At 69.8% G+C, this 25,498-nt stretch carries 21 protein-coding genes; 6 read left to right on the top strand and 15 right to left on the bottom strand.

Translation table 11 applies throughout. The annotated features are described in order from the left end of the window. The first annotated feature begins 24 nt into the window (after window positions 1-24). Both IB269_RS25065 and IB269_RS25060 read left to right on the top strand, forming a co-directional pair. Window positions 25-1,752 (top strand): SWIM zinc finger family protein, encoded by a 1,728-nt coding sequence (locus tag IB269_RS25065; RefSeq protein WP_192368609.1) that lies wholly within the window; start codon window positions 25-27, stop codon window positions 1,750-1,752. A 307-nt stretch (window positions 1,753-2,059) separates the two neighbouring features. Further along, window positions 2,060-4,036, top strand: coding sequence for a reverse transcriptase family protein (locus IB269_RS25060; RefSeq protein ID WP_192368608.1), 1,977 nt, complete (start codon window positions 2,060-2,062; stop codon window positions 4,034-4,036). A gap of 20 nt (window positions 4,037-4,056) precedes the next feature. Here IB269_RS25060 and IB269_RS25055 read toward each other — a convergent pair whose 3' ends face one another. Together IB269_RS25055 and IB269_RS25050 are read right to left on the bottom strand one after the other, a co-directional pair. Then, window positions 4,057-4,890, bottom strand: coding sequence for a helix-turn-helix domain-containing protein (locus IB269_RS25055; RefSeq protein WP_013800053.1), 834 nt, complete (start codon window positions 4,888-4,890; stop codon window positions 4,057-4,059). Between the two features lie 31 nt (window positions 4,891-4,921). Continuing rightward, window positions 4,922-5,305 (bottom strand): hypothetical protein, encoded by a 384-nt coding sequence (locus tag IB269_RS25050; protein WP_016447388.1) that lies wholly within the window; start codon window positions 5,303-5,305, stop codon window positions 4,922-4,924. Window positions 5,306-5,528: 223 nt separating this feature from the next. Between IB269_RS25050 and soxR the strand changes: the two genes are divergently transcribed. Then, window positions 5,529-6,032, top strand: coding sequence for a redox-sensitive transcriptional activator SoxR (soxR, locus tag IB269_RS25045; RefSeq protein ID WP_192368607.1), 504 nt, complete (start codon window positions 5,529-5,531; stop codon window positions 6,030-6,032). On the opposite strand, the gene hutG is transcribed toward soxR, so the two are convergent. The 13 genes from hutG to IB269_RS24980 form a co-directional block, all read right to left on the bottom strand. Then, window positions 6,033-6,896 carry an N-formylglutamate deformylase gene (gene hutG / locus IB269_RS25040; RefSeq protein WP_192368606.1) on the bottom strand — a complete coding sequence of 288 codons (864 nt, stop codon included), beginning with the start codon at window positions 6,894-6,896 and terminating at the stop codon, window positions 6,033-6,035. It abuts the gene before it with no gap. Window positions 6,897-6,910: 14 nt separating this feature from the next. Then, a complete protein-coding gene (locus IB269_RS25035) occupies window positions 6,911-8,311 on the bottom strand; it encodes a formimidoylglutamate deiminase (protein WP_192368605.1) in 1,401 nt (466 codons plus the stop codon). After that, entirely contained in the window at window positions 8,308-9,453 is a 1,146-nt protein-coding gene (locus IB269_RS25030) for a histidinol-phosphate transaminase (protein WP_192368604.1), read from the bottom strand. Before IB269_RS25030 ends, IB269_RS25035 begins: the two co-directional genes overlap by 4 nt. After that, a complete protein-coding gene (locus IB269_RS25025; protein WP_192368603.1) occupies window positions 9,450-10,838 on the bottom strand; it encodes an FAD-binding oxidoreductase in 1,389 nt (462 codons plus the stop codon). The genes IB269_RS25030 and IB269_RS25025 overlap by 4 nt, the downstream gene beginning before the upstream one ends. Before the next feature lie 10 nt (window positions 10,839-10,848). Next, window positions 10,849-12,144, bottom strand: coding sequence for an imidazolonepropionase (gene hutI, locus IB269_RS25020; RefSeq protein WP_043823309.1), 1,296 nt, complete (start codon window positions 12,142-12,144; stop codon window positions 10,849-10,851). Between the two features lie 29 nt (window positions 12,145-12,173). Further along, the gene (locus IB269_RS25015; RefSeq protein WP_043783094.1) at window positions 12,174-12,734 is read right to left on the bottom strand and encodes a HutD family protein; all 561 of its coding nucleotides are present in this window, start codon (window positions 12,732-12,734) and stop codon (window positions 12,174-12,176) included. A 23-nt stretch (window positions 12,735-12,757) separates the two neighbouring features. Then, a complete protein-coding gene (gene hutU / locus IB269_RS25010) occupies window positions 12,758-14,491 on the bottom strand; it encodes a urocanate hydratase (protein ID WP_192368602.1) in 1,734 nt (577 codons plus the stop codon). Window positions 14,492-14,530: 39 nt separating this feature from the next. Then, window positions 14,531-16,102, bottom strand: a complete 1,572-nt coding sequence (gene hutH / locus IB269_RS25005; RefSeq protein WP_088166481.1) for a histidine ammonia-lyase — start codon at window positions 16,100-16,102, stop codon at window positions 14,531-14,533. A 113-nt stretch (window positions 16,103-16,215) separates the two neighbouring features. Continuing rightward, a complete protein-coding gene (gene hutC / locus IB269_RS25000) occupies window positions 16,216-16,986 on the bottom strand; it encodes a histidine utilization repressor (protein ID WP_049801468.1) in 771 nt (256 codons plus the stop codon). Window positions 16,987-17,013: 27 nt separating this feature from the next. Further along, window positions 17,014-17,793, bottom strand: a complete 780-nt coding sequence (locus IB269_RS24995; protein ID WP_012202086.1) for an ABC transporter ATP-binding protein — start codon at window positions 17,791-17,793, stop codon at window positions 17,014-17,016. Then, a complete protein-coding gene (locus tag IB269_RS24990; protein ID WP_016447378.1) occupies window positions 17,793-18,677 on the bottom strand; it encodes an ABC transporter permease in 885 nt (294 codons plus the stop codon). Before IB269_RS24990 ends, IB269_RS24995 begins: the two co-directional genes overlap by 1 nt. 18 nt (window positions 18,678-18,695) lie before the next feature. After that, window positions 18,696-19,670 (bottom strand): ABC transporter substrate-binding protein, encoded by a 975-nt coding sequence (locus IB269_RS24985; protein ID WP_192368601.1) that lies wholly within the window; start codon window positions 19,668-19,670, stop codon window positions 18,696-18,698. Between the two features lie 274 nt (window positions 19,671-19,944). Beyond that, window positions 19,945-20,835, bottom strand: coding sequence for a LysR substrate-binding domain-containing protein (locus tag IB269_RS24980; RefSeq protein WP_034397621.1), 891 nt, complete (start codon window positions 20,833-20,835; stop codon window positions 19,945-19,947). 94 nt (window positions 20,836-20,929) lie between these two features. Between IB269_RS24980 and IB269_RS24975 the strand changes: the two genes are divergently transcribed. From IB269_RS24975 to IB269_RS24965, 3 genes are all read left to right on the top strand, one after another. Beyond that, entirely contained in the window at window positions 20,930-22,171 is a 1,242-nt protein-coding gene (locus IB269_RS24975; protein ID WP_192368600.1) for a CaiB/BaiF CoA transferase family protein, read from the top strand. A gap of 9 nt (window positions 22,172-22,180) precedes the next feature. Further along, window positions 22,181-23,332, top strand: coding sequence for an acyl-CoA dehydrogenase family protein (locus IB269_RS24970; RefSeq protein WP_192368599.1), 1,152 nt, complete (start codon window positions 22,181-22,183; stop codon window positions 23,330-23,332). A gap of 220 nt (window positions 23,333-23,552) precedes the next feature. Continuing rightward, window positions 23,553-25,484: a RecQ family ATP-dependent DNA helicase gene (locus IB269_RS24965; RefSeq protein ID WP_192368598.1), complete on the top strand. Its 1,932-nt coding sequence runs from the start codon at window positions 23,553-23,555 to the stop codon at window positions 25,482-25,484. Window positions 25,485-25,498 lie beyond the last annotated feature (14 nt).

Here is a 25,498-nt window from a genome sequence, read left to right as displayed (position 1 = left end):
AACAAGGCACGGAGTCGATCGGACATGGAATTTCGCTATCAGTACTACGGCAGCACGCAGGTCAACGACACGGCGGCCGAGCAGGCCTTCTCCTTCGCGCCCGACCTGCTGCGCCCACCCACGCGCTTCGACGGCCTGCTCCGGCGCGACGGCCCGGCCTACCTGCAGGTGCGCGAAGGGCTGTCCGCGCTGCACAGCGTGGTGGTCAGCGACCTGCGCACGCGCGGCCGCGACAAGACGGCCTACCGCGAATGGCTGCAGGAACACGAAGCGCAAATGCTGGCCACCTTCATGGCCGACACCGGCGGCGCCCAGGCGCACGCCAAGGAAATCAGCGCCGAACTCAAGGACCTGCGCGAGACCCGCAACCAGGTGCTCACCCCCTTCTACAAGGCCCAGCGCAAGTACTTCGACTGGCTGTTCGTGGCCAACCGCGATGCCTGGTATGTGCTGGACCCCGTGATCACCGTGCACCCGGACCGGCTGCTGTTCGAGGCCTTCAGCCAGGACGAATCGAGCTACTGCGCGGTCAGCATCCGGCACGAGGCCTTCGAGCATGCGGGCGAGCGCATCTGCGGCACCACCAACATCGATTACTCGGCCAGCCTCTACGAAGAATTCCAGAAGATCCGCAACTACCGGGACACGCGGCTGACGCTGGACCCGGCCGGCTTTGCCGTGCAGGTGGGCGGCGACCCCGCGCTGCGCGAGGAAAAGATCGACCTGCCCGACAGCTGGCTGCGCGGCTTCGTGCAGGTCTCCAGCGCCATGGCCCTGCCAGCCACCGTGCTGGAGCTGCACCCCATGGACCTGTTCAACATCTGCGCGCGGCTGCGTGCCCGGCGCGAGCGCCATGGCCCGCGCGCGCTGCGCTTCGAGCTGGCGCCGGGACAGCCGCCCGCCGTGGTCTTCGAGCCCTGGGAGGAGCGCCTGGCCACCCGGCGCTCGCACGTCGTCAGCGATGCCATGGGCACGGGCGGCGGCACCATCCGCCTGTGGGGGCGCCGCCGCCTGCTCACGCTGGAGCGGCTGATCTCCCAGGCCACGCGCGTGCGCGTGCACCTGCTGGGCAGCGGCATGCCCAGCTTCTGGGTGATCGAGCTGGGCCTGGTCACGGTCACGCTGGGCCTGTCGGGCTGGAGCGCCAACGACTGGGCCGCCAGCGCACGCTTTCACCTGATGGCGCCGCAGGCCGAAGTCACGCCTGCCGATGTCCAGGCCGTGGGCCGGCAGCTGCAGTCGTGCTGGCAGGCCGGCGCGCAGGATCTGGCCCAGGCCACGGGCCTGTCCACGGCCCAGGTGCACACGGCCATGACACGCTGGATGCAGGCCGGGCGCGCGGTCTACGACCTGGACGCCGGGCGCTACGCCTGGCGCGAGCTGCTGCGCGAGCCGCTGACGGCGCAGCAATTGCAGCCCGCCAACCCCGAGGAGGACAAGGCGCTGGCCCTGGTGCGCGGCAAGGCTATTGCCCCGCCGCGCATCGACCGCAAGGATGGGTTCAGCCGCATCACCGGCCAGATCCCGCGCGCCGACGGCAAGCGCCTGTTCGACACCCAGCTCGAACTCGATGCCGACGAGCGCCTGACCGATGCGCGCTGCAGCTGCAACCACTATCAGCAGTACCGGCTGCGCCAGGGGCCCTGCGAGCACATGATTGCGCTGCGCCTGGTGGCGCAGCCCCAGCTCGATGCCGCCCGCCAGCCGACCGGCCCGCAGATGAAGGCCGCAGGACAAGGAGAAATCGCGTGAACCGCTTCAATTGCTCTACACTGCCACGCGGAGCGACGCGCAGGCTCTTGCAATCCGGGTGGTGTTTCGCCACCCTTGTGAACTGCCGTTTCATGCACCACGGGCGCCGTTTTCACTGTGCCACCCCAGCGACGGTATGCGTTTTCCTGAGTGGCTTGCCACAAGCGAAACACGCATACCGTCGCGGGGTGGCGTCGAGCGAACAGCTCCCGTCCCGTGAGCCCTGCGGGCTCTTCGACGAGAAGCGCGTCGCTCCATTTCTTTGCCCGCCGCACAGCGGCCGGGCCCGCCTTGCCGGGGTGGCCGCATGAGCCAGCCGCAACCCACACGCGCCGAGATCTACGAGCGCATCAAGGCATCGAGCAAACAGGAAGTCATCCTCGACGAGATGCAGCGCCTGGGCTTCTGGCCCAAGGGCGAGGGACAGCCGCAGCTGGCCGCAGCCCACATCCAGCGCGAGGGCGAGCTGCAGCGCGAGCTGGCCGAGCTGCGCCAGCAGATCGCCGTGCGCCAGAACCCCGAGCGCGCACTGCGCCAGATGCGCAAGGAGCGCATGCAAAAGGCGCTGGCCCAGCGCGAGGAAACCAAACGCCGCCAGGCCCAGGAGCGCCACGACAAGGCGCTGGCCTGGCATGCGAAGCGGGCCACGCACGTGGGCTATCTGGGCCCCGGCGTCTCCGCTGCCCTGCAGGGGCCGCAGGCCGGTGAGGCACCGCCTGCTGCCGGGGAACGCCGGCAGGCCGACCCGCAAAGGCTGGCCCGGCATGGCCTGCCGGAACTTGCCGATGCGGCGCAGCTGGCCGATGCCATGGGCATCACCGTGGCCGAGCTGCGCTTCCTGGGCTTTCACCGCGAGGTGGCCCGCACCCACCACTACCACTCGTTCACCCTGCCCAAGAAGACCGGCGGCGAGCGGCTGATCTCCGCGCCCATGCCGCGCCTCAAGCGCGCGCAGTACTGGGTGCTGGACAACATCCTCGCCAAGGTGCCCGCGCACGATGCCGCCCACGGCTTCCTGGCCGGCCGCTCCATCGTGAGCAATGCCACGCCGCATGCGGGCCACGACGTGGTCATCAACCTGGATGTGAAGGACTTCTTTCCCAGCATTGCCTTCGGCCGCATCAAGGGCGTGTTCCGGCATCTGGGCTATGGCGAGGCCATGGCCACCCTCCTGGCCCTGCTGTGCAGCGAAAACCGCGCCCAGGCCTGGCAGGTGGATGGCGAGAAGCTCTTCGTCGGCGGCAAGGCGCGCGAGCGCGTGCTGCCCCAGGGCGCGCCCACCAGCCCCATGCTCACCAACCTGCTGTGCCGCCGCCTGGACCGCCGCCTGCTGGGCCTGGCCAGGCAGCTGGGCTTTGTGTACACGCGCTATGCGGACGACCTGACCTTCTCCGCCTCGGGCGAGGCCGCGCGCGACAACGTGGGCCGGCTGCTGGGCCGCGTGCGCTGGATACTGCGCGACGAAGGCTTCACGCCCCACCCCGACAAGGAGCGCGTGATGCGCAAGGGCCGCCGCCAGGAGGTCACGGGGCTGGTGGTGAACGCGGACAAGCCCGGCGTATCGCGCGAGACGCGCAGGCGCCTGCGCGCCGCCCTGCACCGCGCCACGCAGGCCAGCGCCGGCAAGCCGGCGCACTGGCAGGGGCAGGCAGCCCAGCCCTCGCAATTGCTGGGACTGGCGCAGTTCGTGTACCAGGTCGATCCCGTGCAGGGCGGCCCGCTGCTGGGCCAGGCCCGCCAGCTCACGCGCAGCCCCATCGACCGCGCCAACGATGCCCTGCTGCAGGCCAGCCGGCAGGACCGCGCGGCGGCGCGTGCGCAGCCGCCCGCAAGCGCACAGTTCCGGCGTCTGGCCGCCAGCGGGCAGGCGCCTGCGCTGGCCAGCGGCAAGACGTGGTGGCAGCCGGCCGAGCCGGCGGCACCCGTGATCGAGAAGACCGACCAGCAGCGGCGCGAACAGCGGCTGCAAGAGCGCGAGGCCGCACGCGCCCAAGCCGCGGCGGCCGCACGGCCGGCCGTGGACACGCCGCAGCAGCAGCCCGCACAGGCGCCGAGCCCCGACGCCCAGGCACCCGGCCCATCGCCGATGCCCGGCCTGCTGACCTACTGGACGCAGATCGTGATCTGCTTCTTGCTGGGCACGGTGTTCCAGGCACGCCTGATCACGCTGATCGGCATCGTGCTGGTCCTGCTCCTGCGCTACCGGCGCATACGGCGCTGGGATGTCTTTGCCGCTGCGATGGTGGTGGCCGTGCTGCTGGGCCTGGGGCTGCGGCTGTCGTGATGTTCACGGGGCCGCAGGCCTCAGAGGCCTGCGCCGCCGCCCGCCAAGGGTGCGCTGCGCAGCGCCAGGAAGCGGCGCGGCGAGGTGCCCACCGCCTTGCGGAACATGGTCACGAAGGCGGGTGCGCTCTCGTAGCCCAGGGCATCTGCCACGGTCTGTATGCGCAGCCCCTCGGACAGCTTTTGCAGTGCGGTGAGCACATGCAGCTGGCGGCGCCACTGGTTGACCGTAAGCCCGGTCTCGGCCAGGAACAGCCGCGTCATGCTGCGCTCGCTCATGCCGATGCGCTGGGCCCAGTCGGCCAGCCGTGCCTGCAGCTGCGGCTGCTCGCACAGGGCGTTGGTCATGCGGCGCAGGCGCCGGTCGTGCGGCAGGGGCAGGTGCAGTCCTTCGGGCTGCGCCGCCTGGATCTCGTCGAGCAGCACCTGCATGAGCCGGCCATCGCCGCTGTCGGGCTCGTAGTCCTGCGGCAGGCCCTGCACGCGGTCCAGCAGCGCACTGAGAAAGGGCGAGACGGCCAGCGCATGGCAAGGTCCGGGCACGGGGCGCACGGCCCCTGCCTCGACAAAGACCACGTAGCCGCTGGCCGCACCGCTGCAGCTGACCCGGTGCAGCGTGCCGCCCGGAATCCAGGCGGCGCTGCGCGGCGGCACCACGCAGACGCCCGCATCGGTCTCCAGCGTGATGAGCCCCGCATGGGTGACCATGAGCTGGCTCTTGCGGTGGGCATGGAAGTTCATCCCCCAGTCGCCGGGGCCCGACCGCATGGGCAGGACGATCACGGGACGGTCCACATGATCGGGGTCCCACCTCTCGGGCAGGACTTTGAGCAGGGCTGAATCCACGGCATTCATGGTGTTTCTCTCAGTTCATGTCAATCGGTCATCAATCGGACCCGAGCAGCTCCCGTGCACGCTGCTGCGCCTCCTCGGGGGAGGCCACCAGCAGCATGGGATAGCCCCAGGCCTTGCCGAACATCTGTGCGAAGGCCTCGGCCTCGGCGCGCTTGTGCGCATCGGGCTCGGCGTGGACCAGGGCGCGCACCAGGCTTTTGAGCTCGGGGCGGCGGGCCTTCATCCACAGCACGACCTGCTTGCGCTCCTCGGGCGAGCGCTCCTCCTGGGACATGTCGCCGTCGCTGAAGAAGACAAAGGCCTGGCCGCGGGCCAGCAGGGCCGAGAAGTCCTCCAGCAAGCGGTCCACGGGCACGGCCTTGTCGCGCTCGTAGCCCATGCGGACCAGGGGAAAGCTGCTGCTGTCGATGTACATGGAAACCTCCGGCCGATGCCATTCAATACAAATGAGACCCATTACTGTATGAATGAACGGCAGCTGCGTCATTGCAGCACTCGGCCAAAGAATTTCGCAGTCCGGCCAGGACGCTCGCATGGGCGGTACAGACCCGGTTGCCCTGTTCCTGCGCTTTCGCTCAGAATGGCCGCATTCTTCGAGTTCAAGTGAACTTGAAGTCAAGCCACAAAGGAAAGCCACCATGAAAACCGAGGATGATCCGCTGCTCAGCATCGGCGACGTGGCGCAGCGCAGCGGGGTCAAGGCCTCGGCGCTGCGCTTTTACGAGTCGCTGAACCTGATCGAGTCCGTGCGCAGCGCCAGCGGCCACCGGCGCTACCACCGCTCGTCGCTGCGGCGCATCGCCTTCGTGGTGTTCGCCCAGCGCATAGGCTTCACGCTGGAGGAGATCGACGAGCAGCTGGCCAAGCTGCCCAGCCGCCATGTCCCCACGGGCGGGGACTGGCAGAAGATGTCGCGGGTCTGGAAGCAGCGGCTGGACGACCGCATAGGCGAGCTGCAGCGGCTCAGCGAGAGCCTGGACCAGTGCATTGGCTGCGGTTGCCTGTCGCTGCGCCACTGCGTGCTGCACAACCCCGGCGACCTGTGCGCACAGAACGGCCCCGGGCCGCGCCGCTGGCTGGGCGACCCGCCGCCCGTGGCCATGGGCGGGCCCTGCCCGGGCCACTGCCACGACGAAGGCTGATCAGGACACGCGCCGTGTCGTGACGAAGTTCAGCACCGCCTGCAGCATGCGCTGCAGCGTGGGCTGGATCTGTTCGGCGCGCTCGGGCAGGTAGTCGAAGGGCAGGGCTTCCTGCATGTAGCTGCACTGCGTCATCTCCAGCTGCACGGCGTGGATGCCGGCCTCGGGCTGGCCGTAGTGGCGCGTGATGTAGCCGCCCGTGAAGCGGCCGTTGAGTATGGCGGTGTGGCCCGGCGCGGTCTGCGCAATGGCCAGCAGATGCTCGGCCAGCTCCAGCGCGCAACTCGTGCCCTTGCCGGTGCCCAGGTTCAGGTCGGGCAGCTTGCCTTCGAAGAAGCGCGGCAGCACCGAGCGGATGGAGTGCGCGTCCCACAGCGCCACGGTGCCGTGCACGGCCTTGAGGCGGTCCAACTCGGCGCGCAGCTGTGCGTGGTACGGGCCCCAGATGGCTTCGCGGCGCGCGGCGATCTCGGCGTCTGCAGGCACATCGGCCGGGTCGGCGTACAGCGGCGTGTCGTCGAAGGTGTCCACGGGGCACAGGCCGGTGACGCTCTGGCCCGGGTAGAGGCTGGCGCCATCGGGCGGACGGTTCAGGTCCACCACATAGCGCGAATGCGTGGCCACCAGGATGGAGGCGCCCATGGCCTTGGCGAACTCGTACAGGCGCGGCAGGTGCCAGTCGGTGTCGGGCACGTGGCGGGCTTCCTCGGTCAGGCGCGCGGCGATGTCGGGCGGCACATGGGTGCCCGCATGCGGCATGGAGATCAGCAGCGGCGCCGTGCCCTGGTGGAAGACGAAGGGAGGGGGAGCGGTATCGGTCATGGTGTGATTCTGGAACGTTTCTGGCGGATTTTGCGGGCCCATGGCATGCGGGTGCCTCAGGATTGCAGGGTGGCCGTGCGGGCCGCGACAAAGCCATGGGCTGCCGCCTCGTGCAGCGCATGCCGTCCAGCCTGCACGCGGCGCTCGCCGCCCACCCAGAGGCTGTGCAGGGCGCTGCTGCGGTGGCTGCCGAAGACATGGGCCGAGACCATGGCCTGCACCGGCAGGCCGGCCAGTGCCACATGGCCTGCATCCAGCGCCAGGAAGTCGGCCTGCTGGCCCACGGCCAGCCCGGCCACGGGGCGGCCTGCGGCCTGGGCGCCGCCCTGCACGGCGGCGGTCCACAGCGCGGTGCCCACCTGCGGGTCGGGGCCTGCCAGCACATTGCGCTGGCGCAGCGACAGGCGCTGGCTGTATTCGAGCATCAGCAGTTCCTCGGCCGCGTTGACGCAGGCATGGCTGTCCGAGCCCACGCCCCAGGCGCCGCCGTGGCCCAGCCATTGCGGCATGTCGAAGATGCCATCGCCCAGGTTGGCCTCGGTGGTGGGGCAGATGCCGGCCACGGCGCCGCTGCGCGCGGCGCCCGCGTATTCACCGGGCGTCATGTGGGTGGCGTGGACCAGGCACCAGCGTGCGTCCACGGGGGCATGCTCCAGCAGCCATTGCACGGGGCGCTGGCCGCTCCAGGCCAGGCAGTCGTCCACCTCCTGTGTCTGCTCGGCAATGTGGATGTGGATGGGCGCGCGCGCGTCCAGCGCCGTCAGGCCCTCCACGGCCACGCGCAGGCTGTCGGGCGGCACGGCGCGCAGCGAGTGCGGCGCCAGGCCCAGGGCCGCGCCCTGGGCACGGGCCTCGGGCAGCAGGCGCTGCAGCAGGGCCAGCATGTTGTCGGTGCTGCGGATGAAGCGCGCCTGGTCGGCGCGCGGCGGCTTGCCGCCGAAGCCGCTGGTCTGGTAGAGCACGGGCAGCAGGGTGATGCCCATGCCGGCCTTGCGCGCGGCGCGCAGCAGGGCCAGGGACAGCGTGGCGTCGTCGGCATAGGGCCGGCCATCCCGGTCGTGGTGCACGTAGTGGAATTCGCAGACCGAGGTGTAGCCGGCCTCCAGCATCTCCACGTACAGCCAGGTGGCGATGGCCTCCAGCGACTCGGGCGTGATGCGCGCGGCAAAGCGGTACATGAGGTCGCGCCAGCTCCAGAAGCTGTCCTGGGCCTCGGCGCGGTATTCGGTCAGGCCTGCAAAGGCGCGCTGGAAGGCATGCGAGTGCAGGTTGGGCATGCCGGGCAGCACGGGGCCGGGCGCGCGCGGCGCGTTGCCGGGCGGGGCGTCGGCCTGTACGGCCTGCAGGCTTCCTGCGCCATCCCAGCGCAGCAGCACATTGCGCGCCCAGCCCGTGGGCAGCAGCGCGTGCTCGGCGAACAGCGTGCGGCTGTCGGGTGTCGGGTCGATGCCGCTCATTGCCCGGCCTCCAGGATCTCGGCCAGCGCGCGCACGAAGCGAGCGTTGTCGGCCTCCGTGCCCACGGAGACGCGGATGAAGTGCTCGAAGCCCGGCTCCTTCCAGGGCTTGGTGATGATGCCCCGGGCCAGCAGCGCCTCGTTCACGGGGCCGTTGGGGCGGCCGATGTCGATGAACAGGAAGTTGGCGGCCGAAGGCGCCATCCGAAGTGCGGGCAGTGAAGGCAGGGCGGCCAGCCGCTGCGCCAGCACATCGCGCAGGCGCACGGTCTCGGCCACGCCGCGCTGCATGAAGTCCTCGTCGCCCCAGGCCGCCAGCGCCGCCGCCTGGGCGGCCTGGTTGACGTTGAAGGGCGTGCGCACGCGGTCCAGCAGTTGCACCAGGGCCGCGTCGCTGGCCAGGCCGTAGCCCACGCGCAGGCCTGCCAGGCCCCAGGCCTTGGAGAAGGTGCGCAGCACGATCCAGGGCATGGCGCGGCCGCGCAGCAGGGCCAGCACGTCGGGGTAGCCGTCGGCGTGCAGGGCGTACTCGTAGTAGGCCTCGTCCACCACCAGCAGGGTCTGCGGCGGCGTGGCGTCCAGCAGGCGCGCGAAATCCCCGGCGCTGAACATGCAGCCCACGGGATTGGAGGGATTGGCCAGCATGGCGATCTTGGGGCCGCGCGCCAGCGCCTGGCACCAGGCATCGACATCGAAGCCCAGCGCGGGCGTCAGCTCCAGCAGCTCGACGCGGGCGCCCATCATGCGCGGGTAGATCTCGTGCAGGCCGAAGGCCGGGCGCTGGGTGAGCACGCGGTCGCCGGGCGAGAGAAACGCCTGGCACAGCATCTGCAGGATGTCCTCGGAACCGTTGCCCACGGCAATGGCCTCGGCCGGCACGCCGGTGCGCGCCGCGATGGCCGCGCGCAGCGCCGTGCATTGCGCATCGGGATAGGTGCCCACATGCAGGGCCAGGTCGGCCAGGGCGCGGGCCACGGCGGGGCTGGCGCCAAAGGGGTTCTCGTTGCTCGCCAGCCGCGCGATCTCGGTGACGCCGTAGCGCGCCCGCACGGCCTCGGAGGACAGGCCTGCGTTGTACGGCGGCAGCGGCGGCACTTCGGGGCGTGCCAGGGTGTGGATCGCGTGGATGGCGGGAGCGTTCATAGGTCGAATACCTTGCCGGGGTTGAACAGATGCAGGGGGTCCAGCGCCTGCTTGATGGCGCGCATCACGGCCAGTTCGGCCGGCGTGCGGCTGGCGCCGAGATAGGGCTTCTTGTGCAGGCCGATGCCGTGCTCGGCCGAGACGCTGCCGCCGAACTCGCCGATCAGGTGGTACAGCGCGGCCTCGACGCCTTCGCAGTCGCCGTTGGCGGTGGCACCGTCCACCGAGACATGCAGGTTGCCGTCGCCCACATGGCCGAAGAACAGCGAGTGGTGGCCGGGCCAGCGCGCGTCGAACGCGGCGCGGCAGGCATCGGCGAAGCGGCCGATGTCGGCCTGGGGCAGGCTGACGTCGAAGTTGACGGGCGGATGCATGTTCGTGTTGAGCTCGGCCGGCGCCTCGCGCAGCTTCCACAGCTGGCGCGCCTGTGCCACGGACTGGGCGATGACGGCATCGGCCACCTCGCCGGCCTCCATGGCCTCGCCCAGGGCCTCTTCCACGTCGGCGCGCAGCGTGGCCTCGTCCTTGCCGTCCACATCGATCAGGGCCAGCAGCGCATGCGCCTGGCCAAACGGCGGCTGCAGCTTCTGCCAGCGGATGGAGGCCTGGATGAAGCTGTCCCACATCAGCTCGAAGGCCGCCACGCCGTTGCCAAAGCGCGATTGCATGCGCGCGAGCACGGACAGCGCCGCATCGAAGTCCGACACGGCCACCAGGGCCGTGGCGCGGGCCTGGGGCGCGGGGCGCAGGCGCAGCAGCACGCGCGTGACGATGCCCAGCGTGCCCTCCGAGCCGATGAAGAACTGCTTGAGGTCGTAGCCCGTGTTGTTCTTGAGCATGGGGCGCAGCATGGGCAGCACCGTGCCGTCGGCCAGCACCACCTCCAGGCCCAGCACCTGCTCGCGCATCATGCCGTGCTGCAGCACGCCGTTGCCGCCCGCATTGGTGGCCACGTTGCCTCCGATCTGGCAGCTGCCGCGCGCGCCCAGGTCCACGCCGAAGACCATGCCTGCGGCCACGGCCGCCTCCTGCACGGCCTGCAGCGTGGCGCCGGCCTGCACGGTCATCAGCGCGGTGCGCGCGTTCACGTCCTCGATGGCGTTCATTCGCTCCATGGAGACGGCCACGGCACCCGCCACGGGCACGGCCGCGCCGGCCAGGCCCGTGAGCCCGCCCTGGGGCACGACAGGCACGCGGTGGGCTGTGCACAGGCGCATGAGCGCGCTGACCTCGTCGGTGCTGCGCGGGCGCACCAGGGCCAGCGGGCGCTGGGGCGGCGTGCCGCTCCAGTCGGTGTAGTAGCGCGCGGGCGCATCGTCGCCGCGCTGCGCCACTTCGGCGCCCAGGGTGGAAATCAATTCATCGAGAAACAGTGCATGGGACATGAGCAGGCTTTCAGTGGCTCCCCTGCCTGCGGGTCCGCACGATGCGGCCCTGGCGCACGATGGTGCAGTCCGGCCGGTTGCCGAACCAGTAGGCCAGCTCGGCCGCATGGCGCACGGGCCAGAGCACGAAGTGGGCGGGACGGCCGGCCGCGATCAGGCCATGCTCGTCCTGCAGGCCCAGGGCGCGCGCGGCATGGCGGGTGATGCCCGCCAGGGCCTCGGGCACGGTGAGCCGGAACAGGGTGCAGGCCATGTTGGCCATGAGCAAAAGGCTCAGGCAGGGGGAGGTGCCCGGATTGTGATCGGTAGAGACGGCCATGGGAACGCCCGCGGCGCGCAGGCCCGCGATGGGCGGCATGTGGGTGTCGCGCAGCGTGTAGTAGGCGCCGGGCAGCAGCACGGCCACGGAACCCGCGCCGCGCATGGCGGCAATGCCGGATTCGGACAGGTGCTCGATGTGGTCGCACGACAGCGCGCCATAGCGGGCCGCGAGGGCCGCCCCCTCCATGTTCGACAGCTGCTCGGCATGCAGCTTGACGGGCAGGCCCAGGCGGCGTGCGGCCTGGAAGACCTGCTCGGTCTCGGCCAGCGAGAAGGCGATGCGCTCGCAGAACACATCGACCGCATCGACCAGGCCCTCGGCCGCCAGCGCGGGCAGCATGGTGCCGGCGACGAGGTCGATGTAGTCCTGGCTGCGCCCTGCGTACTCGGGCGGCAGCGCATGCGCGCCCAGGAAGGTGGTGCGCACGGTCACGCCCAGGGCCTGGCCCAGGCGCCGGGCCACGCGCAGCTGCTTGCGCTCGTGCTCCAGCGCCAGGCCGTAGCCCGACTTGATCTCGATGGCGCAGACGCCCTCGTCCAGCAGCTGCTGCAGGCGCGGCAGGGCCTGGGCGAACAGCTCGTCCTCGCTGGCCTCGCGCGTGGCACGCACGCTGGAGACGATGCCGCCGCCGGCGCGTGCCACTTCCTCGTAGCTGGCGCCGTCCAGGCGCATGGCGAATTCGTTGGCGCGCTCGCCGCCATAGACCAGGTGGGTGTGGCAATCGACCAGGCCCGGCGTGGCCAGCATGCCCTGGCCGTCATGGCGCGGCAGGGACGCATATGCGGGCGGCAGGGCCTGCTGCGGCCCCACCCAGGCCACGCGGCCCTGCTGCACCACGATGCAGGCATCCTCCCCGTCACCCACGGCCTGGCCGGCCTCGAACATGTCAGGCGCCAGACGCAGGTTCTGCCAGCAGCCGTCGGCCGAAGAGGATGGAGCGAGTGCGGAAGCGGATGCAGAAGCGGGTGCGTGGGGCTCGGTCATGGGGGGGATTCCTTGGATGTCGTGGGTCGTCAGCAGGCTTGCAGCAGCACCTGCACCAGCCGCGCGTCGTCGGTCTGCGGCACCAGCTGCTGCGGGTCGGGCTGCTGCGCGCTCCACCACAGGCCCTGGCCGGGGATGAGCGCAGCGCCATCCGCCTGCCAGTTGCCCTGCAGCACCATGCACAGGCCGGCGTCGGCGCGGCCGGCGTCGGCAGCGCTGTCCAGCACCTGGACCTGCGCCCGCCACCGGCCGCGCCGCGCCATCACGTTGAAGTCGGTGGAAGTGCCGCCCAGCAGCGAGCAGCCCAGCGCCACATCGCCGGAGAAGGCAAACGGCTGCCAGCGCGCGTCCAGCACATGGTCGATGCCTTCGCCGCGCAGGTGCACGCCGTCGCCATCGAGCAGCATGATCTGCCGGTCCACGCCCGCAAAGGCCGAGAACGGGCCGGGCTGGTCGATGGTGGCCACGCTGATGCGCCAGCCGAAAGCCTCCATGCCCGCCCCGGGCGGCCAGCAGGCGATCTCGCGCGTGCTGCCGCCCCCGTTCTTCCAGGGGCTGGCGGCGATCTGGTTCAGGTCGAAACGCTGCATTGCCGTGGTGTCCTGCAAGCGGCTCACTTGACCATGGGCAGGTTCAGCTGATGGCGCTTGGCCGCAGCCACGGCAATGTCGTAGCCCGCGTCGGCATGGCGCATGACGCCGGTGGCCGGATCGTTCCAGAGCACGCGGCCCAGGCGGGCGGCGGCCTCGTCCGTGCCGTCGGCCACGATGACCACGCCCGCATGCTGGGAGTAGCCCATGCCCACTCCGCCGCCGTGGTGCAGGCTGACCCAGGTGGCGCCGCCTGCGGTGTTGAGCAGGGCGTTGAGCAGCGGCCAGTCGCTGACGGCGTCCGTGCCGTCCTTCATGGATTCGGTCTCGCGGTTGGGGCTGGCCACGGAGCCGCAGTCCAGGTGGTCGCGGCCGATCGCGATGGGGGCCTTGAGTTCGCCGTTCTTCACCATCTCGTTGAAGGCCAGGGCCGCCTTGTGGCGCTCGCCCAGTCCCAGCCAGCAGATGCGCGCGGGCAGGCCCTGGAAGCTGATGCGCTCGCGCGCCATGTCCAGCCAGCGGTGGGTGTGCTTGTTGTCGGGGAACAGTTCCTTGATCTTGGCGTCGGTCTTGTAGATGTCCTCGGGGTCGCCGGACAGGGCCACCCAGCGGAACGGGCCCTTGCCCTCGCAGAACAGCGGCCGGATGTAGGCGGGCACGAAGCCGGGGAAGTCGAAGGCGTTCTTCACGCCCTGGTCCAGGGCCACCTGGCGGATGTTGTTGCCGTAGTCCACCGTGGGAATGCCCATGGCCTGGAAGTCCAGCATGGCCTGCACGTGCTGGGCGCAGCCCTGGGCGGCGGCGGCCTTGAGCTGGGCATGGCGCGACGGGTCGGCGGCGGCGGCACGCCACTCGTCCACGGTCCAGCCCACGGGCAGGTAGCCGTTGATCAGGTCATGGGCGGAGGTCTGGTCGGTCACGATGTCAGGACGGGCGCCGCCGGCCTTTGCGCGGCGCACCAGCTCGGGCAGGATTTCGGCGGCATTGCCCAGCAGGCCGATGGAGATGGCCTCGCCCGCAGCCGTGTGCTGGGCGATGAGTTCCAGCGCGTGGTCGATGTCGCGCGCCTGCTTGTCCAGGTAGCGCGTGCGCAGGCGGAAGTCGATGCTGCTTTGCTGGCATTCGATGGCCAGCACGCAGGCGCCAGCCAGCACGCCGGCCAGGGGCTGGGCACCGCCCATGCCGCCCAGGCCCGCCGTGAGAATCCACTTGCCCGTGAGGTCGTTGTTGTAGTGCTGGCGGCCGGCCTCGACGAAGGTCTCGAACGTGCCCTGCACGATGCCCTGGGCGCCGATGTAGATCCAGCTGCCGGCCGTCATCTGGCCGTACATGAACAGGCCCTTCTGGTCGAGCTCGTTGAAGTGCTCCCAGTTGGCCCACTGGGGCACGAGGTTGGAGTTGGCCAGCAGCACGCGCGGTGCGTTCTCGTGCGTCTTGAACACGCCCACGGGCTTGCCCGACTGGATCAGCAGCGACTCGTCGGCCTCCAGCTTTTTCAGCGACTCCAGGATCTGGTCATAGCACTCCCAGTTGCGCGCCGCGCGGCCGATGCCGCCGTAGACCACCAGGGCCTTGGGGTTCTCGGCCACGTCGGGGTCCAGGTTGTTCTGCAGCATGCGGTAGGCGGCCTCGGCCAGCCAGTTCTTGCAGTGCAGTTCGCTGCCGCGCGGGGCGCGGATGACGCGGCTGGCGTCATAGCGGGGATTGGTGGCAGCCGTGGCAGCGTTGGCGTTGAGGATGGCGTCGTTGGCGTTCATGGCGATCTCCTGGATGCGGGGGGTGAGCGGTTGCGGGGTTCAGGCAGCCTGGTGGCTGGGCAGGTGGCGGACGATGGCCTGGGGCCAGTCCGTGGCAAGCGCCCACTGGCGCATGGTTTCGATGTCGGGTGCCAGGTAGCGGTCACGGTCGAGATGGGGAACCTGGCTGCGGATCAGCGCGTACTGCGCCTCGATCAGCTCGGAGCTGTTCAGGCTGCGGTCGAAGTCCATGCCCTGGGCGGCGGCCATGGCTTCCACGCCCACGATGACGGCGGTGTTGCGCGCCATCTCGCCCAGGCGCCGCGCGCCGTAGGTGGCCATGGAGACATGGTCTTCCTGGTTGGCCGAGGTGGGCAGGCTGGTGACGCTGCTGGGATGGGCCAGGCACTGGTTCTCGGCAGCCAGGGCAGCGGCCGTGACCTGGGCGATCATGAAGCCCGAGTTCACGCCGCTGTCGGCAATCAGGAAGGCCGGCAGGCCCGACAGGCCGGTGTCCAGCAGCAGGGCCATGCGGCGCTCGGAGATGGCGCCGATCTCGGCCAGGGCCAGGGCGATGATGTCGGCCGCGAAGGCCACGGGCTCGGCGTGGAAGTTGCCCCCCGAGATCACGTCGCCGTTGTCGAAGACCAGCGGGTTGTCCGAGGCGGCGTTGGCCTCGATCACCAGCACGCGGGCCGCATGGCTGAGGTTGTCCAGGCAGGCGCCCATGACCTGGGGCACGCAGCGGATGGAGTACGGATCCTGCACGCGGCCGCAGTGGGGGTGGGAGGTGTCGATGGCGCTGCCGTCCAGCAGCTCGCGCACGGCGGCGGCCACGGCGATCTGGCCGAGCTGGCCGCGCGCCTCATGGATGCGGGCGTCAAACGGCTTGACCGAGCCCTTGATGGCCTCCAGCGTCAGGCAGCCTGCCACCAGGCCGGCGGCGAACACGCTCTCGCCCTGGAAAAGGCCCACCAGGGCCAGCGCCGTGGATACCTGGGTGCCGTTGAGCAGGGCCAGCCCTTCCTTGGGGCCGAGCACGAAGGGCTCCAGGCCCACGTGGCGCATGGCCTCGGTGCCGGACACCACCTGTCCATCGATCTTGGCCTGGCCTTCGCCGATCAGCACGCAGGCCAGGTGCGACAGCGGCGCCAGGTCGCCCGAGGCGCCCACCGAGCCCTTGGCGGGGATCACGGGCAGCACGTCGGCATTGGCCAGGGCCAGCAGCGCATCGACCAGCTCGGGGCGCACGCCCGAGTGGCCGCGCGCCAGGCTCACGGCCTTGGTGGCCAGCACCAGGCGCACCACGGCGTCAGGCAGCGGATCGCCCGTGCCCACGCTGTGCGACAGCACCAGGTTGCGCTGCAGCTCTGCCAGGCGGTCATGGGCGATCTTGGTGGAGGCCAGCTTGCCGAAGCCGGTGTTGATGCCATAGACGACCTGGTCCTCATCCACGATGTGCTGCACATGGGCCTGGGCGGCGCGCATGCGCTCGTAGGCGGGCGCCGCCATGGACAGGCGCACGCCGCCCTGCTGGATGGCCCGCAGCTGGGCCAGGCTGACCTGGCCGGGCTGCAGCGTCAGCGCGGTGCCGGGACGAGAGGTGAGGCCGGGAGTCGTGATGGTGTTCATGGTGATGCCCTGTCGGTGTCTGGGAGGGTGTGCCGGGATGGATGTCTATGCCTGTCTATACAATATCAATCGAAGCGGAACAGCGCAAGAGCGGGAACCCCGCCTTTCAGGCCTCAGCCGTCGTGCGATCCGCCGTCGGTGCGAAAGCGGCTGCCCAGCCGGTAGCGCATGCCCGGATGCACGCAGTGCACCCAGGTCACGGGCGTGCCCAGGTACCAGGTGCGGCGCGTCAGCGTCAGGCAGGGCTGGTCGGCGTCCATCTGCAGCCAGCGCGCCTGCTCGGGCGTGGGCAGCATGGCGTCCACCACATGCTCGATCTGGTCGAAGGGCACGTTGCGCACCAGATACACCGAAGGCTGGATCAGCGAGAAGTCCTGCTCCATGAAGTCCGGCGCCATGCGCGGGTTCACATGGCGGTCTTCCAGCTGCACGGGCACGTCGTTCTCGAAGTGCACGCCCTGCAGGTGGAACACCGAGCTGCCCGCAGACAGCTGCAGCGAGGCCGCCGCCTCGGGCGAGGCCGACTCGCGGCGCACGCTGATCAGCTCGAAGCGGTGGTCATGCCCGCGCTGGCGGATCTCCTCGGCGATGTTGGCGATGCGCAGCAGCGTGGACTGCGGCTTTTCCTCGGCCACGAAGGAGCCCACGCCGGCCACGCGCACGATCACGCCCTGCTCGGCCAGCTCGCGCAGCGCGCGGTTGGCCGTCATGCGGGCCACGCCGAACTCCTGCACCAGCTCCTGCTCGGACGGCACGCGCTCGCCGGCCGACAGCGAGCCATCGGCGATCTTGCGCAGCACATGGTCCTTGACCTGCTGGTACAGGGCCATGGGCACCTCCGCCGTCGTTGCGGAAAGTCGGGAAGCCGTGGAACGCGAAGACATGGTGTGGGCAGTGGTCATGGAAAAGCGTCAGTGTGCAGCAGCGGCCAGCGACTCTGCGCGAATCTCTTCGGTCAGCCGGGCTTTCAGCTCCATGAACTCGGGCGAGGTCTTGACCGTGTAGTGGCGCGGATGCGGCAGGTTCACGGGAATATCGGCCTTGATGCGGCCCGGGCGCGCGCTGAACACGGCCACGCGGTTGGCCATGAAGATGGCCTCGTCGATGTCGTGGGTGACGAACATCACGGTCTTGCGCTCGGCCTCCCAGATGCCCAGCAGCAGCTCCTGCATGAGCACGCGGGTCTGGTTGTCGAGGGCGCCGAAGGGCTCGTCCATGAGCAGGATCTTGGGATCGTTGGCCAGCGCGCGCGCAATGGCCGTGCGCTGCTGCATGCCGCCCGACAGCTGCTTGGGAAAGTGGTTCTCGAAGCCGCGCAGCCCCACCTTGGCGATGAAGTAGTCGCTGCGCTCCTTTTGCAGCGCCTCGCTCACGCCCTTCTCGCGCAGGCCGAAGCGGATGTTCTGGGCCACGGTCAGCCACGGAAACAGCGTGTAGCTCTGGAACACCATGCCCCGATCGGCGCCCGGCCCGTCCACGGCGCGGCCGTCCAGCAGCACCTGGCCCGTGGTCGGGAAATCCAGCCCCGCCGCAATGCGCAGCATGGTGGACTTGCCGCAGCCCGAGGGGCCGAGGATGGTGACGAAGTCGTTCTCGCGGACCTCGAAATCCACAGGCAGCAAGGCCTGCGTGCTCGTGCCCTTGTGGCTGGTGAAGGTGCGCGAAACACCTTGAATGGACAGCAGATTCATCACAGGGTGCTCCACTCGAACATGCGACGGTTCAGAGATTTGAAGATGAAATCGGACACCAGGCCGATGAGGCCGATCACGATGATGCCGAAGATGATCTGGCCCGTGTTCAGCAGCGCCTGGCTGTCGGTGATCATGTGGCCGATGCCCGAGGACGAGCCGATCAGCTCGGCCACGATCACATAGGTCCAGGCCCAGCCCAGCACCAGGCGCAGCGTCTCGGCAATGCCGGGCGCGGCGCCCGGGATCAGCACGCGGCGCACCACGCCGGTGTTGGAGGCGCCCAGCGTGTAGGCGGCCTCCACCAGGTCCTTGCGCGCGCCGCCCACGGTGACGGCCACCATCAGCGTGATCTGGAACACCGAGCCGATGAAGATGACCAGCAGCTTCTGCGTCTCGCCCACGCCGGCCCACAGGATCAGCAGCGGGATGAAGGCCGAGGCCGGCAGGTAGCGGCAGAACGAGACAAAGGGCTCGAAGAAGGCCTCGACCGGCTTCCAAGCGCCCATGGCAATGCCCAGCGGCACGGCCACGACGGAGGCCAGGATGAAGCCGCCCATCACGCGCCATACCGTCATGCCGATGTCGTGCAGGAAGCCGTACTCGGTGAACAGCAGCACGCCCTCGCGCGCCATGGTCATGGGGCTGGCCAGGAAGGTCGGGGAGACGAAGCCGCCCAGCGTCACAGCCGCCCAGACGAGAAAGAACAGCACGAAGAAGGCCACACCCAGCACCCACTTGGCCGTGGGGCTGACGGGCTCCAGCGGCGCCATGCGGCGGCGGCGGACGGGGGCTGGCGCCGCGGCGGGCGCGGGAGCGTGCGGTGTGGCGTGGGTCATGGGCTTGTTAGCCGGCTGGACTGCGGAAGTGGATGCGGCTTGCATGGTCATCCCCTGGCGGGCTTACTGGATGAAGCTGGCGTCGTACATCACGCCATAGTTCTCGGGGATGGAGCGGATGATGCCGGCCTCCTTGAGGATCACGGCCGACTCCTTCATGAACGGCACCAGCTCGTTGGCGAAGAATTTCTGGTTGGCTTCCTTGTCGGACCACTTGAGGTAGGAGGCCGACTTGCCGAACTGCTCGCCACCCTGCTTGACGGCCGCGCCCATGATCTCGAAGGACTTGGCCTTGTCGGCCTCGATCATGGCCACCGCATCGAAGTACGACTGGGCCAGCGCCTTGGCGGCGGCCGTGTTCGCCTTGAGCCACTTGGGATCGCAGCCCACCGTGTCCATGACCATGGGGTAGTCGATGGTGGTGGCCAGGATCTTGCCCGCGGCCGGATTGGCGCGGATGGTGGACAGGTAGGGCTCGTAGCTCATGGCCGCATCGTTCTGGCCGGCCACGAAGGCCTGGGCCGCGGGCTGGGGCTCCAGCGAGACGGTCTTCACATCCTTCATGGTCATGCCGTTCTTGTGCAGCATCCAGGCCAGGCCGAAGTACGGCGCCGTGCCCGGCGCGCTCACGGCCACCGTCTTGCCCTTGAGGTCGGCAAAGCCCTTGACGTCATTGCGCACGGCGATGCCGTCGGCGCCATAGGACTTGTCCATCTGGAAGATCTGCACGATGGGCACGCCGTTGGTGTTCCAGGCCACATGCGTCTCGATGGTGGTGGCCGCGCACTGGATGGCGCCCGAGGCCAGGGCCAGGTGGCGGTCCTTCTGCGGAATCATCTTCAGGTCCACCGCCAGGCCGTTCTTCTTGAAGATGCCGGCCTTGTCGGCCAGGGTCAGCGGCGCGAAGCCGGTCCAGCCCGACATGCCCAGGGTGATCTTGGTCTCCTGCGCGGCAGCGGGCTGCAGTGCGGCGGCAAGGCAGAGGGCGGCGGCCAGCGGCCCCAGGGGCAGGCGGCGGAACGTGGGGATCGAACTCATGTGGCACTCCTCGGTCGGGAAAGCAAGTTGGCGATGGCAGTTTCGGGGTCCGCAGGCAGACCAGTGCGGGAGCCCGAAGTGTGTTTTTGCCGACCGGACATGTATATACAGGATTACCCGGCAAACCGGTGATGGAGCGAGCATCCTGCATCTACCTGCGATCAACACAGAGAGCAACAGCAAATGCCGTGCCAACCAAGCTTGTCCATACAACCTGGGGAAAATCCCGGGTAGCACCTCACCACCGTGGTGCATGCCACGGGGCTGCGCGCCGCTACGGTGCAATCACGGCACGTGCCACCTTCAAGAACGGTGCAATCAGCGGCGAGGCATTGCCCGCCGGCACGGCCAGCACCACGCCCTGGGGGGCCACGCGGCCCCGGATGCGGCGGCAGGCCAGGCGCTGGCCATCGTGGGCGCGGTCCACCACCGGCCGCGTGGTCAGCACGCTCAGGCCGTGGCCATTGGCCACCATGGAGCGCAGCATTTCGATGGAGGCGAACTCATGGGCCACCAGCGGCGTCACGCCGGCCTCGCGGAACAGCGACAGGAAATACTCGCGGCTGTGCGGCAGGTTGATCAGCACCAGCGGGTAGCGGGCCACCTCGGCCAGCCCCACGCTGGTCCTGGCCGCCAGCGCATGGCGCTGCGGCAGCAGCACATAGGGCGGCAGCGCCGCCACGGGCAGCAGCTCCATGCGGGGACGCGCCAGGCCCGTGTCGTACTGCAGGGCCGCATCGAGCTCGCCGCGCTCCACCTGCTGCGTGAGCGAGGCGATATCGCCCTCCACCAGCTCCAGCGCAATGCCGGGGTGCAGGCGCTGCATCTGCGCCAGCAGGGCCGGCACCCAGCGCGCGCCCAGCGTGCTCAGAAAGCCCAGGCGCAGCACGCCCGCCATCGCCGCCGTGCGCGGCCCCTGCAGGCTGCGTGCGCCGTCCAGCAGCGCCTGGGCCTCGCGGCTGCGCACCGCGCCGGCCGCCGTGAGATCCAGCCCCCTGGCATGGCGGCGCACGAACAGCGCCTCGCCCCACAGCGCCTCCAGGTCGGCAATCGCCTTGGAGATGGACGGCTGGGACACGCCGATGGCCTCGGCCGCGCGCGCCGTGCTGCCATGGCGTGCGGCGGCCACGAAATACTCCAGCTGGCGCAGGCTGATTTGGATCATCTTTTTGAATGCAGTGAATCAGGAATGAATATTTTCCATTGATTCAATCACGCGCCAGCATGCAGCCATAGACCACCCGTCCAAGGCTGCACCCATGACCGAGTCCACCCCCCTCACCGCCCGCCCGCTGGACGGCGTGCGCATTCTCGACTTCACGCGCGTGCTGGCAGGGCCGCTGTCCACGGCCCTGCTGGCCGACCTGGGCGCCGAGGTCGTCAAGATCGAGCCGCCGCAGGGCGACGACTACCGCGCCATCGGCCCCATGAACAACGGCGAAAGCGCGCTGTTCACGGTGATGAACCGCAACAAGCAAAGCCTGGTGCTGGACCTCAAGCACCCCGAGGCCGTGGCCCTGGTCCACGAGATGGCGGCCCAGGCCGACGTGGTGGTGGAGAACTTCCGCCCCGGCGTGGCCGAGCGCCTGGGCATAGGCGAAAGCCAGTTGCGGGCGCTCAATCCTCGCCTGGTCTACGTCAGCGTCTCGGGCTTCGGCCAGACCGGGCCGCTGGCCCACCGGCCGGCCTACGACATCATCGTGCAGGCCATGAGCGGCCTCATGGAGGCCACGGGCGAGCCCGATGGCGCGCCCACCGTCGTGGGCGAGGCCGTCAGCGACGTGGTGGCCGGCCTGTTCGCCTCCTGGGCCACGCTGGCCGCGCTGCTGCAGGCCCGCGCCACGGGACAGGGCCAGCAGGTGGACGTGGCCATGTTCGACACCACGCTGAGCTTTCTGGCCACCTCGGTGGCGCGCTACCTGTTCACGGGCCGGCCCGCGCGCCGCGTAGGCAACCGCCATCCGCTGTCCGCGCCGTTCGGCGTGTACCGCGCAGGCGACGGCCACTTCGCGCTGGCCGTGCTCAACAACAAGCTGTTCGCCGCCGCCCTGCAGGCCATGGAACTGGGCAGCCTGGCCGGCGACCCGCGCTTTGCCAGCGACGAATCACGCTCGGCCCACGAACCCGCGCTGCGCGAGGCCATCGAGGCCTGGGCCGGCCGGCATGAAGTGGCGCAGGTGGTGGCCGCGCTGGATGCGGCCGGCGTGCCCGCCGCCCCCATCTGGAACATTGCCCAGGCGCTGGAGTCGCCCCAGAGCCAGGCACGCGGCCTGCTCGGCGCGGTGCAGGACCCGCGCCTGCCCGGCCTGCGCCTGCCCACCCAGCCCGTGCATTTCAGCGGCGCCGCACCCAACCGCGCCGAGCGCGCACCGGCCCTGGGCGAGCACACCGAGGCCCTGCTCTCGCAGTGGCTGGGCCGGGGAGCCGAAGCCATTGCCGCGCTGCGCGCATCCGGTGCCCTGGGCACCGCAGGCGCAGTCCCCTCTTCCCCATCACATTGAGCAACCGACATGAACTTCCAACGACTGGGCACTACCGCCGACGACCACGCCATTGCCGATGCCGTGGCCCGATTTGCCGACGACGCACTCGCCCCGCTGGCGCAGCGCATGGACGAAGAGGCACTGTCCGCCACCTGCCATGTGCCGGGCCTGGCAGCCCTGGGCGTGATGGGCATGAACCTGCCCGAGGCCCTGGGCGGCCCCGGCGTCACGCCCACGGCCATGCTGCTGTCCCTGGTGGCCATCTCACGCGCCTGCGCGGCCACCTCGTCCATGATCGGCGCCCACTACCTGGGCACGGACGCCGTACTCATCGGCGGCGACGACGCCCAGCGCCAGCAGTGGCTGCCGCGCTGCGCCAGCGGCCAATGGCTGGCCGCCTTTGCGCTGACCGAGCCGCGCGGCGGCTCGCACCCGGCCGACATGCGCACGCGCGCCGTGCGCGATGGGGACGACTATCTGATCACGGGCGTCAAGCACTTCATCTCCAACGCCGCCGAGGCACGCTTCATGGTGGTCTTCGCCAAGACCGACATGGAGGCCGGCGCGCGCGGCGTCAGCGCCTTCATCGTGCCGCGCGATCTGCCCGGCATCCAGATCTCGGCGCCCGAAAAACTCATGGGCATCCGCGGCGGCCATGCCTTCGAGGTATCGCTGGACGGCGTGCGCGTGCCTGCCAGCCACCGGCTGGGCGCCGAGGGCACAGGCTTCAAGACGGCCATGAAGGTGCTGGACAACAGCCGCCTGGACGTGGCGGCCACCGCCCTGGGCGTGGCCGAGGCCGCCCTGGCCGCCGCCGCGCAATGGGCCAATCAGCGCCTGGTCGGCGGCGAGCCGCTGGCCACGAAACAGGGCATCCAGTGGAAGCTGGCCGACATGAAGCTGCGCCTGGAGGCATCGTGGGCACTGACCATGCAGGCCCTGGCCTTGCGCCAGGCCGGCCAGCCGTTCACCCAGCACTCGGCCATGGCCAAGCTCCATGCGTCCGAAATGGTGGGCTTCGTCACCGACGAAGCCCTGCAGATCCACGGCGGCTACGGCTACACGCGCGAAATGCCGCTGGAGCGCCTGGTGCGCGATGCACGCATCCTGCGCATCTACGAGGGCTCGTCCGAAGTGCAGCGCAGCATCATTGCGCGTGGGGTGCTGGGCGGCAGCTGAATGCAGCAGCGGGTGGCTAGGAGAAATCTGAAAATGGCACCCTCGCGCCCGGAAAAGGCCGTTGATGCAGAGCGGCTCAAACCCCAGGTCTTCCCTGGACCTTGCGAGGGGGCGCAAAATGGCGGCTGTTGCGGCCTTCGGGCCGCAGCGCATTTTTTGCGGGAAGCGCCCGCATCCCGCTCCCTCCCGCGCCAGCCGCCTCTGCCGAAAGAAGTCCCCGTTGTCCGCCGCGCATTCCGTCCTGCAAGCCGTGTTCGGCTACGAACAATTCCGCGGTCCGCAGGAAGCCATCGTCTCGCACGTGGTCGCCGGCGGCGATGCGCTGGTGCTCATGCCCACGGGTGGCGGCAAGAGCCTGTGCTACCAGGTGCCGGCCATCGTGCGCCAGCAGCAGGGCCACGGCGTGGCGGTGGTGGTGTCGCCGCTGATCGCGCTCATGCACGACCAGGTGGGCGCGCTGCACGAGGCCGGTGTCAGCGCCGCCTACCTGAACTCCACGCTGTCCTATGACGAGACGCAGGAAGTCGAATGGCGCCTGCAAAGCGGCGACATCACATTGCTGTATGCCGCGCCCGAGCGCCTGAACACGCCGCGCTTCCTGGGCCTGCTCGACGACCTGCATGCCCAGGGCAAGCTGTCGCTGTTCGCCATCGACGAGGCGCACTGCGTGAGCCAGTGGGGCCATGACTTCCGGCCCGAGTACCGCGCGCTGAGCGTGCTGCACGAACGCTATGCGGGCGTGCCGCGCATTGCGCTCACGGCCACGGCCGACGCGCTGACGCGCGCCGACATCGTCGAGCGGCTGCAGCTGGAGAGCGCACGGCACTTCGTCAGCAGCTTCGACCGCCCCAACATCCGATACCGCATCGCCGAGAAGAAGGACGTCAGCAACCAGCTGCTGCGCTTCATCGAGCGCGAGCACGAGGGCGAGGCCGGCGTGGTCTATTGCCAGTCGCGCAAGCGCGTGGAGGAGCTGGCCCAGACGCTGAGCCAGGCCGGCGTGCCCGCCCTGCCCTACCACGCGGGCCTGCCCTTTGAGACGCGCCAGCTGCACCAGGACCGCTTTCTGCGCGAGGACGGCATCGTCATCGTGGCCACCATCGCCTTCGGCATGGGCATCAACAAGCCCGATGTGCGCTTCGTGGCCCACGTGGACATGCCCAAGAACATCGAGGGCTACTACCAGGAAACCGGCCGCGCAGGCCGCGACGGGCTGCCCGCCGATGCCTGGATGGCCTACGGCCTGTCCGACGTGGTCAACCAGCGCCGCATGATCGACGAAAGCCCGGCCGAGGACACCTTCAAGCAGGTCATGCGCGGCAAGCTCGATGCCCTGCTGGGCCTGGCCGAGGCCACGGACTGCCGCCGCGTGCGGCTGCTGGCCTACTTCGGCGAGCAGTACGGCCTGGGCGCACCGGGAGAAGACGCAGAGACGGACCTTGAAGGCAGGCCGCTGCAGCGCGTGGCAAAGACCGCCTGCGGCAACTGCGACAACTGCATGGAGCCCCCGGCCCTGTGGGATGGCACGGAGGCCGCGCGCAAGCTGCTGTCCACCATCTACCGCGTGCACGAGGCCAGCCAGCTGACCTTTGGCGCGGGCCACATCATGGACGTGCTGCGCGGCAAGGACACCGAGAAGGTGCGCCAGTACGGACACGACAAGATCTCCACCTTCGGCCTGGGCAAGGACTACAGCGAGCCCCAGCTGCGCGGCGTGATGCGCCAGCTGCTGGCCACGGGCGCCCTGGGCCTGCACAAGATCACCAGCGAGAACAGCGGCCACAGCTTCGACACCCTGTGCCTGGCCGATGGCTCGCGCGCCGTGCTGCGCGGCGAAGTCTCCGTGCAGCTGCGCGAGGCCGTGGCAGCGCCGCGCACGCGCACCTCCAAGCGCGCCACCCAGCCCAACGCGGCCGCCGCCAGCCTGGGGCCTGATGCCCAGGTGCGCTTCATCAACCTCAAGGCCTGGCGCGCCGAGGTCGCGCGCGAGCACAACCTGCCGGCCTATGTGATCTTCCACGACGCCACGCTGGCCGCCATTGCCGAACGCAACCCGGCTTCGCTGGACGACCTGCAGGGCATCAGCGGCATGGGCGCCAAGAAGCTCGACGCCTATGGCGCCGAAGTGCTGCGGGTGGTGGCCACGGGCTGAGGCGCACAGCCTTC

Origin of the sequence: Delftia sp. DLF01, from assembly GCF_014852125.1 — a bacterium.
GTDB classification, from domain to species: Bacteria; Pseudomonadota; Gammaproteobacteria; order Burkholderiales; family Burkholderiaceae_C; genus Comamonas; species Comamonas acidovorans.
The sequence above is the reverse complement of the archived record's forward strand: the minus strand, read 5'-3'. Positions and strand labels throughout refer to the sequence as shown.